This is a genomic window from Saccharothrix syringae (genome assembly GCF_009498035.1).
Classification (GTDB): Bacteria; Actinomycetota; Actinomycetes; order Mycobacteriales; family Pseudonocardiaceae; genus Actinosynnema; species Actinosynnema syringae.
Map to the genome: position 1 here is coordinate 9,958,667 of NZ_CP034550.1, position 13,683 is coordinate 9,972,349.

The window sequence follows — 13,683 nt, forward strand, 5'->3', positions numbered from 1 at the left end:
CACGCGACGCCGCGGCCGATGTTCAGTTGGCCCTCGCACGCTAGGTGCCGACCGGGGCGGTGTCAACGCGACGGACGACTTGTCCTCCCGGCACAACGCGCACCCCGCCGCTTGGTGCCACGGGCACGATGACACCGCGAACGGGGTACCCGACCTTTGGTGCAACGACGGCTGAAGGAGCCCACCGTGCGGATCGCAGTTCCCCGCGAGATCAAGAACCACGAGTACCGCGTCGCGCTGACCCCGGCGGGCGCCCACGAGCTGACCGCGCGCGGCCACGACGTCTACGTGGAGGCGGGCGCGGGGCTCGGTTCCGCCATCCCCGACGAGGAGTACCTGGCCGCCGGCGCGAAGGTGCTGGCGAGCGCCGACGACGTGTGGACCGAGGGCGAGCTGGTGCTCAAGGTCAAGGAGCCCATCGCCGAGGAGTACTCGCGGCTGCGCAAGGGCCAGGTCCTGTTCACCTACCTGCACCTGGCCGCCGACCGGCCGCTGACCGAGGCGCTGCTGGCCTCGGGCACCACGGCCATCGCCTACGAGACCGTGCAGACCGCGAACGGCGCGCTGCCGCTGCTGGCCCCGATGTCCGAGGTCGCGGGCAGGCTGGCACCGCAGGTGGGCGCGTTCGCGCTGATGAGGCCGTCCGGCGGCCGGGGCGTGCTGCCCGGCGGCGTGCCCGGCGTGCACCCGGCGCGCGTGGTCGTGATCGGCGGCGGCGTGGCGGGCCTGAACGCGGCCACCATCGCCGCGGGCATGGGCTCCGACGTGGAGATCCTGGACACCAACGTCGACCGGCTGCGGCACGTCGACGCCCTGTTCCAGGGCCGGCTGCGCACGGTCACCTCCACCCGCTACGCGGTCGAGCAGGCCGTGCGCGAGGCGGACCTGGTCATCGGCGCGGTGCTGGTGCCCGGCGCGAAGGCGCCGAAGCTGGTGTCCAACGAGCTGGTGGCGCAGATGAAGCCCGGCTCGGTGCTGGTCGACATCGCCATCGACCAGGGCGGCTGCTTCGCCGACTCGCGGCCGACCACGCACGCCGACCCGACCTACCGGGTGCACGACTCGGTCTTCTACTGCGTGGCCAACATGCCGGGCGCGGTGCCGCGCACCTCGACCTACGCGCTGACCAACGTGACCCTGCCCTACGCGGTGGCGCTGGCCGACCGGGGCTGGCGGGCGGCGCTGGACGCCGACCCGGCGCTGGCCCTGGGGCTGAACACCCACGAGGGCGCGCTGACCAACCTGCCCGTGGCGCAGGCCCACGACATGGCGCACACCGCGATCTGACCAGGGAATGGAGAGGGCCCCGCTCACGTGCTGTGAGCGGGGCCCTCGTCGTGAGAGGCGGCCCGCTCAACCAGCCTGGGGGTCACTGGGAGCGGGCCGCGAGACCAAGCTTAGCCGGAGTTCCGGGTTCGTGCCCAGCGGGCGTACCGGGCCGGCCCACTTTTTCCGCTCCCGGGACTACTTTGCGTGTGCTCGGCTGAAGCGAAAGAGTGAATTCCACCGGTAACGGGTAAGTCACGACGCCCGGGCGGCCGATGCACAGGGCAGGGACCCCGGTCACTACTCAGCGGGGTCGCCCCTTCCGCGGCACCTCGCCGCGCCGCCTCGCGATCGGAGCACCGATGGCTGAACCCCAGGGCTGGATCGACTGCCACGACCCGTTCGGTCGGGACCGGTCCATGACCGTGCTCGTCGAGGACGACCGGGTCCTCCTGGTCGCGCCGCCGGGCGAGTCGGCCGTGATGTCCGTCACGCAGACCCGCCGCCTGCACCACCTGCTCGACCAAGCCGCCGACAGGGTGTGATCGGGCGTGGACGAGGCGCTGCGGGCCGCCGTGCTGCGCCGGTTGGCCCTGCTCGACGAGGTCGCCGAGCGGGGTGAGGCCGAGGCCCTGGTGCCGCTGGCCCGCGCGGAGCTGCACCGCCTGGCCGACGGCTGGCGGCTGCTGCTGACCGTGCACCAGCCCGACCCGGACGGCCGCTGCCGGGCGTGCCCCGGCGTGCTGCGGCACAAGAAGTGGCCGTGCCAGGTCTGGACGATGGCGCACCAGCACCTGATCGGCGAGGCGCCACCCCACCGCGAACGCCGCCGCGCGCGCCGGTCGCACCGCCGCCCGGCGGACCCGGACGCGACCGCGGAACTGCCCGCGGTGGTCTCGAAACCGCGACACGCCCTCCCCGAGTGATCCGCCTGGTGCAGGATGACACCCGGTAGGAGCAATCCGGGAGGGACGCGTGCACGACGGCAGTGGCCGCATCGTGGTGCAGGGCTTGACCAAGCAGTTCGGTCCGGTCGCGGCGGTGCAGAACCTGAGCTTCACGGTGGAACCCGGTTCGGTGACCGGCTTCCTCGGCCCCAACGGGGCAGGCAAGACCACCACCCTGCGGATGCTGCTCGGCCTGGTGACCCCGACCGCGGGCACGGCGCTGATCAACGGCGCCCCGTTCGAGCGGCTGGGCAACCCGGGCCGGGTGGTCGGCGCGGTGCTGGAGGCGCAGGGCTTCCACCCCAAGCGCACCGCGCGCAACCACCTGCGCGTCTACGCCGCCGCGATCGGCGTGCCGGACGGGCGGGCCGAGCAGGTGCTCCAACTGGTGGGCCTGGGCGCGGCGGGTGACCGCAAGGCGGGCGGGTTCTCGCTGGGCATGAAGCAGCGGTTGGCGCTGGCCACCGCGCTGCTGGGCGACCCGCAGGTCCTGGTGCTCGACGAGCCGGCCAACGGCCTGGACCCCGAGGGCATCGCGTGGCTGCGGGCGTTCCTCCAGTCGTTCGCGCGCAGCGGGCGGACCGTGCTGATCTCCAGCCACCTGCTGGCCGAGGTCGAGCAGACCGTCGACCAGGTGGTGATCATCAGCCGCGGCCAGACCATGTACCACGGGCCGCTGGACAACCTGCGCGCGCAGCAGCAGGCGCGGGTGCTGGTGCAGCCGTCGGACGCCGGCGCGCTGGTCAACGCGTTGCGCGAGGAGGGCGTCGCGGGCATCGAGCAGCTGCCCGACGGCCGGATCGCGGTCACCGGCGTGGAGGCCAGGCAGGTCGCGGACACCGCGCTGAAGGCGGGCGTGTCGATCTACGGGATCGAGGAGGAGAAGGCCGACCTGGAGCGGCTGTTCTTCCAGCTCACCAGCGGTCAGTACGCGGCGCCGGGGCAGTTCGGGCAGCCGGGCACCGGCTACTACGCCCCGCCGCCGGGCTACCAGCAGCCGCCCGTGCCGCCGGGGTACCAGCAGCCCGGCTACCAGCAGCCACCGAACCCGTACGCGGCACCGCCGGGCCCGCAGACCCCGGGCACCGGCTACCACCAGCCCGTACCGCCCCCGGGCACGGGCTACCACCAGCCGGTGCAGCCGCCGCCCGGGTACCAGCAGCCACCACCGCCGGACAACCCGTACGGACCACAGCAGGGACAGGGCGGCCTGGGGGGCGGCGCGTGATGGGCAACCTGATCAAGGCGGAGTTCCGCAAGACGACCACCACGGGCCTGTGGTGGGGCCTGATGATCCCGACCGTGCTGCTCGCCCTGGGCTGGGCGCTCGGCTGGGGCGCGCTGGGCAACAGCGTCATGGACGCGATCGACAGCGACGAGGTCCGGCAGATGACCGAGGTGCTGGGCGTCGACCCGGCGAACTGGCAGGTCGCCGTGTTCGGGATCGCGCGCAGCATCAACGTGGCCACCGTGTTCCCGATGATCTTCGGCGGCCTGGCGATCGCCAACGAGATCAACCGCAAGACGATCACCACCACCTTCCTGACCGCGCCGAGCCGGGTGTCGGCGCTGAGCGCGAAGATGCTGGTCTACGTGATCTGGGGCGCGATCTACGGCCTGGCGATCGTGGCCGCGGTGAGCATCGGCATCGCGCTGACCTCGGACGCGGGCGCGCTGCCGAGCGCCGGGGGCTGGCTCGCGCTGGCCGGCGTCGGCGTCCTGTCGTCGATCCTGATGACCATGTTCGGCGTGGGCGTCGGCGCGCTGATGACCAGCGTGATCGGCACCACCGTGGTGCTGCTGCTCTACATGCTGATCATCGAGAACGGCATCCAGCTGGTGCTGGCCTCGCAGGGCCTGCCGGAGGTCATCGGCTTCCTGCCCAACGGCGCGGTGAACGGCCTGACCGGCTCGGTGGCCGCGTCGCTGTTCCTGTCCAACGCGGGCGTGGTGCCGGAGGGCCTGGTGGACGGCCTGCGGGCGCTGGCGGGGGCCCTCGGCGCGTTCGACTGGTGGCTGAGCGGGCTGATCTTCCTGGTGTGGACCGCGCTGTTCTTCGTCGGCGGCTGGGCCGCCACGCAGCGCAAGGACATCACCTGATCCAGTGATCTTGGAAGTGTCACGAGGGCCGTCCCGAATTCGGGGCGGCCCTCGCCACATCCGGACGATCGGAAAGTGTCGGCGTCCAGACCTAATGTGGAGGCCGTGACTACTCCCGACGGCTGGATCCGCAGACTCGCCAAGGCGTGCTGGCGGCACCGCTCCCTCGTGGTGCTCTCGGTCCTCGCCGCCGTCGTCGGGGTCGGCCTCCAGGCGGTCGGCCCGCTGCTGGTCAAGGCCGCCGTGGACGACGCCGTGGCCGGGCGCACCGACCGGCTGGCGTGGCTCGCGGTCGTCCTGGTCGGCCTGGAGGTGCTGACCTTCGGCTCCGCGTTCATGCGCCGCTACCTGGGCGGCCGGCTGGCCGTGGACGTGCAGCACGACCTGCGCCAGGCGGTCTTCGGCGCGGTGCAGCGGCTGGACGGGCCGAAGCAGGACGCGCTGCGCACCGGCCAGGTGGTGTCCCGCTCGATCACCGACCTCCAGCTGGTCAACAGCCTGCTGTCGATGACCCCGCTGGCGTTCGGCACGGTCGTGTTCGCCCTCGCCGCGCTGGTGGCGATGTTCTGGCTGTCGCCGCTGCTCACCCTGATCGCCCTGGTGATCGTGCCCGCCGTGGGCGTGGTCGCGGCGCGCAGCAGGCTGACGCTGTTCCCGGCCACGTGGTCGGCCCAGCAGCGGGCGGCGGACGTGGCGCAGCACGTCGAGGAGACCGTCACCGGCGTGCGCGTGGTGAAGGGCTTCGGCCAGGAGGCGCGCGAGGTCGCCCGGCTGGAGCAGCGGGCGAAGGTGCTGTTCGCCGAGCGGATGCGGGCGGCCCGGCTGACCGCGAAGCCCGCCGCCACCCTGAACGCGCTGCCCTACCTGGGCCAGGTGGCGGTGCTGGCGCTGGGCGGCTGGCTGGCGCTGCGCGGCCAGGTGTCGCTGGGCACGTTCGTGGCGTTCGCGACCTACGTGGCGAACCTGGTCGGCCCGGCCCGGCTGCTGTCGAGCCTGATGGTGACCGCCCAGCTCGCGCGGGCGGGCGTGGAGCGGGTCTACGAGCTGGTCGACTCGCAGCCGGACGTGGTCGACGGCGAGCGGGACGTGCCCGCCGGCCCGGTGTCGGTCGAGCTGCGGGACACCTCGTTCGGCTACACGCGCAGCGAACCGGTGCTGGCCGGGGTGTCGCTGCGGGTCGAGCCGGGCGAGACGCTGGCGGTCGTGGGCACCGCCGGGTCGGGCAAGTCGACGATCTCCCTGCTGCTGCCGCGGTTCTACGACGTGCACTCGGGCTCGGTGCGCGTCGGCGACGTCGACGTGCGCGAGCTGCGCCTGTCCTCGCTGCGCCGCACCGTGGGCGTGGTGTTCGAGGAGGCGTTCCTGTTCTCCGACACGGTGCGCGCCAACATCGCCTACGGCCTGCCGGACGCCTCCGACGAGCAGGTCAGGGCGGCGGCCCGGGCCGCCGAGGCGCACGAGTTCATCGAGGCGCTGCCCCGGGGCTACGACACGGTGGTCGGCGAGCGCGGCCTGACCCTCTCCGGCGGCCAGCGGCAACGCGTGGCACTCGCCCGCGCCCTCCTCTCCGACCCGCGCGTGCTGGTCCTGGACGACGCGACCTCGGCCGTGGACACCGCCACCGAGGCCGCCATCCACCGCACCCTGGCCTCGGTCACCGCCGGCCGCACCACGATCCTGATCGCCCACCGCCGCTCGTCGCTGACCCTGGCCGACCGGATCGCGGTGCTCGACGCGGGCCGCGTGGTCGACGTCGGCACGCACGAGGAGCTGCACGAGCGCTGCCGGCTGTACCGGGACCTGCTGGCGGGCCCCGGCGAGGCCATCGAGCAGGTGGACCCGCGGGCCGACGCCCGCCTGGAGCCCGGCCCGGACGGCGTCACCCCCGAGCTGTGGCCGGCCCCCGAGGGCGACGAGCTGGCCGTGCGCGCGGCGAACCGCTCGGTCGCCGCCGCACCGCGGGCCAGGGGCGGCGGCGGCACGTCGGCCCTGCTGGGCGGCACCCCGCCGACCCCCGAGCTGATGGCCCGCGTGCACGCCCTGCCGCCCGCCACCGAGGAACCCGACCTGCGCGGCGAGGACCCGACCGCACCCGACCCCGGCTTCCGCCTGCGCACGCTCCTGCGCCCGGTCCGCTGGGCGATGCTGGGCGTCGGCGGCCTGCTGCTGGTCGACACGGCCCTGGCGGTGGCGCTGCCCGGCCTGGTCCGGGTCGGCGTGGACCGGGGCGTCGTCGGCAACGCCCCCGGCTGGCTCTGGGCGGTGGGCGCGATCGGCTTCGCCCTGGTGGCGATGGGCTGGGCATCGGCGGCGGCGGGTGCGGTGGTGACGTCCCGGGTGGGCGAGCGCCTGCTGTACCTGCTGCGCGTGCGCAGCTACGCCCACCTGCAACGACTCGGCCTGGACTACTACGAGCGCGAGATGGCCGGCCGGATCATGACCCGGATGACCACGGACGTCAACGCGCTGTCCAGCTTCCTCCAGACGGGCCTGACCACCTTCGCGATCAGCGTGCTGACCGTGGTGGGCATCGCCGTGGCCCTGGTCGTGACCGACCCGGGCCTGGCCCTGGTGGCCCTGTCCGTGCTCCCGGTCCTCCTGATCGCGACGGTGATCTTCCAACGCCTGTCGTCGGCCGCCTACGCGGAGGCGCGCGAACGCGTCAGCGCGGTCAACGCCGACCTCCAGGAGAACGTCTCCGGCCTGCGCGTCTCACAGGCTTACACCAGGGAGGCGCGGTCGGCCGAGGCGTTCGCCGAGCGCAGCGACGCCTACCGGCGCTCCCGCATCCGGGCCCAGCGCTACATCGCCACGTACTTCCCGTTCCTGGCGCTCCTGTCGGGCGTGGCCCAGGCAGCGATCCTGGTGGTCGGCGCCTACCGGGTGGCGGACGGCACCCTGTCCCCCGGCGTCCTGCTGGCCTTCGTCCTCTACCTGGGCCTCTTCTTCGCCCCCCTCTACCAACTCTCCGGCGTCTTCGACGGCTACCAGCAGGCCAGGGTGGGCCTGAGCCGCATCGGCGACCTGCTGCGCACCCCGACGACGGTCCCCCCGGCGACCAACCCCGTGCCGGTGACCGCCCTGAGGGGCGAGGTCGAACTGCGCAACGTCACCTTCGCCTACCAGGGCACCGACCACCCGGCCCTGGAGGACGTGTCCCTGCACGTGGCCCCGGGCGAGACCGTGGCCCTGGTGGGCGCCACCGGCGCGGGCAAGTCGACGCTGGTCAAACTCGTGGCCAGGTTCTACGACGCAACCAGCGGCCAAGTCCTCGTGGACGGCGTGGACGTGCGCGACTACGACCTGTCAGCCCTGCGGCAACGCCTGGGCGTAGTCCCGCAGGAAGCCCACCTGTTCGGCGGTGACGTGGCCGAGAACGTGGCCTACGGCAAACCGGACGCCACCCGAGCCGAAGTCGAGTCGGCGGTCCGCGCGGTAGGCGCCCTCCCCGTAGTCGCCTCCCTGCCCAACGCGTTCCACCAACAGGTGGGAGAACGAGGCCAAGCCCTGTCCGCCGGCCAACGACAACTGGTCGCCCTGGCCAGGGCGGAACTGGTCCAACCAGCCCTGCTCCTGCTGGACGAGGCAACAGCCGCCCTGGACCCGGCCACCGAGTCAGCGGTCCTGGCGGCCTCCGACCACCTGGCCGGCGCCCGGACCACGTTCGTAGTCGCACACCGCCTGGCCACAGCCGCACGAGCCGACCGAATCGTCGTACTGGACGGTGGCCGGGTCGCGGAAGTCGGCACGCACACCGAACTGCTGGCGGCAGGCGGCCGCTACGCCCGACTGTGGGCGCACAGCGTGGGCGACGCGGTACCAGGGGACACCGTCACCGACGACGACCTGACCAGCGCACAGGCGGGCTGACCCACCCACTCACGGCCGGCACCCACCCACCCAACACATGCCATGCCGCGCCCGAGTGAAGGACACGCGGTGCCGGACCGGAGGACACGCGGTGTCCGAGTGGAGGACACGCCGGTGCTGAACGTAGAACTCGGGGGCCCGGAACGTTCGACACGACGGTCCTGAACGTTCGACTCGCGCGGCTTGAACGCATGACACGCCCGGACCCAACGCATGACACGCCGGTACCCAACGCATGACACGCCCGGACCCAACGCATGACACGCCCGGCTTGAACGCATGACACGCCGGGAGGGGGCTGGGGTCGGCGGGGGCCGACGAGGCCCGATTTGACATGGGTTCGAGTGCCATAGGCTGGTCGGAGCCGGCAGGCTCGGCGGGACGCTTTTCCCCGCCGTGCCTGTCGGCTGCGGCCTGCCTCCGGTGCTCGTAAGGGCCCCATGTCAAATCGAGCCGGACGAAACCAAAGGCCGACCAAACCCAACCCAGCCCCAACCCCAACCCCAACCCCAGCCCACAACGCGGAGAGCTAGGAAGCCAGCAGCTCGTCCAACTGCTCGTACCCCTGCGTCACCCCGTAAGACATCCCGCTGGACATGGCCGCATCCCGCCCCTCGACCGTCTCGAACACGCTCACCACGTGCAACCGGGTCCGCCCACCCCCCAGGTCCTCCAGCGTCATCGTCTCCAGGCACACCCCGTCCGGCACCCCCTCGAACGTGAACGTCTGCACGATCCGCTCAGCCGGCCGCACCTCGTGGAACGACCCGTAGAACCCGTACGCCTCGTCCCCCCGCCGGTGCAGGTACCGGTACCCCCCACCGGTGGTGGCGTCCCAGCGCTCCACCTCCATGGTCACCGACCGCGGCCCCAGCCACTTCACCACCAGCTCCGGATCGGTGTGCGCCCGGAACACCGCCTCACGCGGCGCGTCGAACTCCCGGGTGATCCGGATGACCGGCAGCGCCGGGTCCGCGCTGATCGTGGTCTCGGGGTGCGTGATCGCAGTCATGATGCCTCTCCCTCGATATCGGTCCGACCCCGCTCAACACCGCTCTCCGCCATCTCGGCGAGCACGGCGTCCAGCCGCCGGTAGCGCTGCTCGGCCTCGCGCCGATAGCGCTCGATCCACTTCGTCATCAGGTCGAACACCTCCGCCTCCAGGTGGACCGGCCGCCGCTGCGCCTCCCTGCCGCGGGTGACGAGCCCGGCCTCCTCCAGGACCTTCAAGTGCTTCGACACGGCCTGCACGGTCACGGAGTAGGGCTCGGCCAACTCGTTCACGGTCGCGTCGCCCGAGGCGAGCCGCGCCACCATGTCGCGCCGGATCGGGTCGGCCAGCGCCGAGAAGACCCGCGACAACCGGTCGTCCACCACCATCTCCTTACTCAACCGCTCGGTTGAACACGACGATACGACCCCACACCCCACTAGTCAACCAGAAGGTTGAAAGCCCAGCTCAACCCGGCACCGTTCAGCTCCGTGAACGCCTCACACCACCCACCGGCCCGAAGTGCGGACAAAGTCGTCAAGTCGATCCCCACCGGGCACGTGACGGGCATAACCTCAAGTGGTGCTCAAGCACCCATAACGGGACCGACCACCTGATCGATCCTGTGAGCGAACACTCGGCGCTCGGCCCCTCCTGTGTGTGAACTGCACCAGACGGGGGACTAGCCTGGCGATGAGTGAGTCATTACCAAGAGCGAGATGGATAGAGGCGAGCGCCAGCCGTGTCCAGCAGCAGTCCTGCTTCGCAGTTCGGCCCCAATGAGTGGCTGGTCGAGGAGATGTACGAGCAGTTCCTCGCCGACCCGTCGTCGGTAGACCCGGCCTGGCACGACTTCTTCGCCGACTACAAGTCGACGCAGCGGTCGGGCAACGGGACCGCGACGACGGCCGTGACGACGGCCGCGGCGGCAACGACCTCGGCAACGGCCTCGGCGAAGACCACCTCGGCGAACACGACCACCACCGCCGAGAACGGCAACGGCACGTCGACCACCACCGCGCCGAAGCCCGCCGAGAAGCCGGCCGACAAGCCCGCGCAGCCGAAGCAGCAGCAGCAGCCCCAGCAGCCGAAGCAGCAGCCCGCCAAGCAGCCCGCCAAGCCCGCCCCCGCGCAGGCCGCCAAGGCCGCGCCGGTGCAGCAGGGCAGGGGCGAGGAGCAGAAGCAGCTCCGCGGCGCCGCGGCCGCCATCGCCAAGAACATGGAGCTGTCGCTCACCGTCCCGACCGCGACCAGCGTGCGCGCGGTGCCGGCCAAGCTGCTGGCCGACAACCGCATCGTGATCAACAACCACCTCAAGCGCACCCGCGGTGGCAAGGTCTCCTTCACGCACCTGATCGGCTACGCCGTGGTCCGGGCGCTCCAGGCGTTCCCGAACATGAACCGGCACTTCGCCGAGGTCGACGGCAAGCCGTTCGTGGTCACCCCGGAGCACGTGAACTTCGGCCTGGCCATCGACCTGCCCGGCAAGGACGGCTCGCGCTCGCTGGTCGTCGCCTCGATCAAGGGCTGCGAGAACATGACGTTCACGCAGTTCTGGCAGGCGTACGAGGACCTGATCCGCAAGGCGCGGTCGGGCTCGCTGACCTCCGAGGACTTCTCCGGCACCACCATCTCGCTGACCAACCCGGGCACCATCGGCACCAACCACTCGGTGCCGCGGCTCACCGCGGGCCAGGGCGCGATCATCGGCGTGGGCGCCATGGAGTACCCGGCGCACTTCCAGGGCACCAGCGAGCAGGCCCTGACCGACATGGGCGTCAGCAAGATCATCACGCTGACCTCCACCTACGACCACCGCATCATCCAGGGCGCGGAGTCGGGCGAGTTCCTCAAGCGCGTGCACCAGCTGCTGCTGGGCGAGGACGGCTTCTACGACGACGTCTTCACCTCGCTGCGCCTGCCGTACGAGCCGATCCGCTGGGTCGCCGACATCCCCGAGGGCGCGGTCGACAAGACCGCCCGCGTCATCGAGCTGATCGACGCGTTCCGCACCCGCGGCCACCTGATGGCCGACACGGACCCGCTGAACTACCGCCAGCGCAGCCACCGCGACCTGGACGTCCTGTCGCACGGCCTGACCCTGTGGGACCTGGACCGGGAGTTCCCGGTCGGCGGGTTCGCGGGCCAGGAGCGGATGAAGCTGCGCGACATCCTGGGCGTGCTGCGCAACTCGTACTGCCGCACGGTCGGCGTCGAGTACATGCACATCCTCGACCCGGAGGAGCGCCTCTGGATCCAGGAGCGCGTCGAGGTGCCGCACGAGAAGCCGCCGGCCACCGTGCAGAAGTACATCCTGTCGAAGCTCAACGCCGCCGAGGCGTTCGAGACCTTCCTGCAGACCAAGTACGTCGGCCAGAAGCGGTTCTCGCTGGAGGGCGGCGAGACCGTCATCCCGCTGCTCGACGCGGTGCTGGACAAGGCCGCCGAGCACGAGATCGACGAGGTCGTCATCGGCATGCCGCACCGCGGCCGGCTGAACGTGCTGGCCAACATCGTCGGCAAGCCGATCTCCCAGATCTTCCGCGAGTTCGAGGGCAACCTCGACCCGGGCCAGGCGCACGGCTCGGGCGACGTGAAGTACCACCTGGGCGCGGAGGGCAAGTACTTCCGCATGTTCGGCGACGGCGAGACCAAGGTGTCGCTGACCGCCAACCCGTCGCACCTGGAGGCCGTGGACCCGGTGCTGGAGGGCATCGTCCGGGCCAAGCAGGACATGCTCGACAAGGGCGACCAGGGCTTCACCGTGCTGCCGGTCGCGCTGCACGGCGACGCCGCGTTCGCCGGCCAGGGCGTGGTCGCCGAGACGCTGAACCTGGCGCTCGTGCGCGGCTACCGCACCGGCGGCACCGTGCACGTCATCGTCAACAACCAGGTCGGCTTCACCACCGCGCCGGAGAACTCGCGCTCGTCGAAGTACTCCACGGACGTGGCGAAGATGATCGGCTCGCCGGTGTTCCACGTCAACGGCGACGACCCCGAGGCGTGCTACTGGGTCGCCAAGCTGGCCGTGGACTACCGGCAGCGGTTCAACAAGGACGTCGTCATCGACATGGTGTGCTACCGCCGCCGCGGGCACAACGAGGGCGACGACCCGTCGATGACCCAGCCGGCGATGTACGACGTGATCGACACCAAGCGCTCGGTCCGCAAGACCTACACCGAGGCGCTGATCGGCCGCGGCGACATCTCCGTCGAGGAGGCGGAGAAGGCGCTCCAGGACTTCTCCTCGCAGCTGGAGCACGTGTTCAACGAGGTCAGGGAGCTGGAGAAGCACCCGATCAAGACCTCGCCGTCGATCGAGGCGGAGCAGCAGATCCCGGCCAAGCTGCCCACCGGCATCGAGCGCTCGGTGATCGAGCGGATCGCCGACGCGCACGTCGACCTGCCCGACGGCTTCACCCCGCACCCGCGCGTGAAGCCGGTGCTGGAGCGGCGCGCCAAGATGGCCCGCGAGGGCGGCATCGACTGGGCGTTCGCCGAGCTGCTGGCGTTCGGGTCACTGGTGCTGGAGGGCCGCACGGTCCGCCTGGCCGGCCAGGACTCGCGGCGCGGCACGTTCGTGCAGCGGCACGCCACCCTGGTGGACCGCAAGAGCAGCGTGGAGTACACCCCGCTCCAGCACCTGGCCGAGACCCAGGGCAAGTTCATGGTCTACGACTCGGTGCTCTCGGAGTTCGCGGCGCTCGGCTTCGAGTACGGCTACTCGGTGGCCAACCCGGACGCCCTGGTGCTGTGGGAGGCCCAGTTCGGCGACTTCGTCAACGGCGCGCAGCCGATCATCGACGAGTTCATCTCGTCCGGTGAGGCGAAGTGGGGCCAGGTGTCCGACGTGGTGCTGCTGCTGCCGCACGGCCACGAGGGCCAGGGCCCGGACCACACCTCCGGCCGCATCGAGCGGTTCCTCCAGCTGTGCGCGGAGGGCTCGATGACGATCGCGGTGCCGTCGACCCCGGCGAACTACTTCCACCTGCTGCGCAGGCACGCGCTGGACGGCGTGAACCGCCCGCTGGTGGTGTTCACCCCGAAGTCGATGCTGCGCCTGAAGGCCGCGACCAGCCCGGTCGAGGACTTCGTGGAGGAGCGCTTCCAGTCGGTCATCGACGACCGGCGCATCGGCGACCCGAACAAGGTCACCAAGGTCGTGCTCTGCTACGGCAAGATCTACTACGAGCTGCTGGCCGAGCAGGAGAAGCGCGGCACGGACGACTTCGCCATCGTGCGCGTGGAGCAGCTGTACCCGGTGCCCGCGCGCAAGCTGACCGAGGCACTGGAGCGCTACCCGAACGCCACCGAGGTGCGCTGGGTGCAGGAGGAGCCGGCGAACCAGGGTGCCTGGCCGTTCTTCGGCCTGGCCCTGCCGGAGCTGCTGCCGGAGCGCTACCGGGTCTCGCGCGTGTCGCGGCGCCCGATGGCCGCGCCGTCGGCCGGGTCGTCCAAGGTGCACGAGGTCGAGCAGCGCGAGCTGATCACGAAGGCGTTCGAGTAGGC

The 13,683-nt window shown here is 71.4% G+C and carries 9 protein-coding genes; 7 read left to right on the top strand and 2 right to left on the bottom strand.

The window, feature by feature from the left end:
* Positions 1 to 186 precede the first annotated feature (186 nt).
* The 6 genes from ald (at position 187) to EKG83_RS42035 (ending at position 8,183) form a co-directional block, all read left to right on the top strand.
* Positions 187 to 1,287, top strand: a complete 1,101-nt coding sequence (gene ald / locus EKG83_RS42010) for an alanine dehydrogenase (protein WP_033435857.1) — start codon at positions 187 to 189, stop codon at positions 1,285 to 1,287.
* 341 nt (positions 1,288 to 1,628) lie between these two features.
* A complete protein-coding gene (locus tag EKG83_RS42015) occupies positions 1,629 to 1,811 on the top strand; it encodes a hypothetical protein (RefSeq protein WP_033435852.1) in 183 nt (60 codons plus the stop codon).
* A 6-nt stretch (positions 1,812 to 1,817) separates the two neighbouring features.
* Complete coding sequence (locus tag EKG83_RS42020) at positions 1,818 to 2,192, top strand: hypothetical protein (protein WP_033435853.1); 375 nt, start codon at positions 1,818 to 1,820, stop codon at positions 2,190 to 2,192.
* A gap of 49 nt (positions 2,193 to 2,241) precedes the next feature.
* Positions 2,242 to 3,441 (top strand): ABC transporter ATP-binding protein, encoded by a 1,200-nt coding sequence (locus EKG83_RS42025; RefSeq protein WP_033435854.1) that lies wholly within the window; start codon positions 2,242 to 2,244, stop codon positions 3,439 to 3,441.
* Positions 3,441 to 4,313 carry an ABC-2 transporter permease gene (locus tag EKG83_RS42030; protein WP_033435855.1) on the top strand — a complete coding sequence of 291 codons (873 nt, stop codon included), beginning with the start codon at positions 3,441 to 3,443 and terminating at the stop codon, positions 4,311 to 4,313. Before EKG83_RS42025 ends, EKG83_RS42030 begins: the two co-directional genes overlap by 1 nt.
* Before the next feature lie 96 nt (positions 4,314 to 4,409).
* Positions 4,410 to 8,183, top strand: a complete 3,774-nt coding sequence (locus EKG83_RS42035; protein WP_051767063.1) for an ABC transporter ATP-binding protein — start codon at positions 4,410 to 4,412, stop codon at positions 8,181 to 8,183.
* Positions 8,184 to 8,712: 529 nt separating this feature from the next.
* On the opposite strand, the gene EKG83_RS42040 is transcribed toward EKG83_RS42035, so the two are convergent.
* Complete coding sequence (locus tag EKG83_RS42040) at positions 8,713 to 9,195, bottom strand: SRPBCC family protein (RefSeq protein WP_033435816.1); 483 nt, start codon at positions 9,193 to 9,195, stop codon at positions 8,713 to 8,715.
* Positions 9,192 to 9,563, bottom strand: coding sequence for an ArsR/SmtB family transcription factor (locus EKG83_RS42045; RefSeq protein WP_211269331.1), 372 nt, complete (start codon positions 9,561 to 9,563; stop codon positions 9,192 to 9,194). The genes EKG83_RS42040 and EKG83_RS42045 overlap by 4 nt, the downstream gene beginning before the upstream one ends.
* A 353-nt stretch (positions 9,564 to 9,916) precedes the next feature.
* Here EKG83_RS42045 and EKG83_RS42050 point away from each other — a divergent pair, with 353 nt between their 5' ends.
* Positions 9,917 to 13,681: a multifunctional oxoglutarate decarboxylase/oxoglutarate dehydrogenase thiamine pyrophosphate-binding subunit/dihydrolipoyllysine-residue succinyltransferase subunit gene (locus EKG83_RS42050; RefSeq protein ID WP_084717196.1), complete on the top strand. Its 3,765-nt coding sequence runs from the start codon at positions 9,917 to 9,919 to the stop codon at positions 13,679 to 13,681.
* Positions 13,682 to 13,683 lie beyond the last annotated feature (2 nt).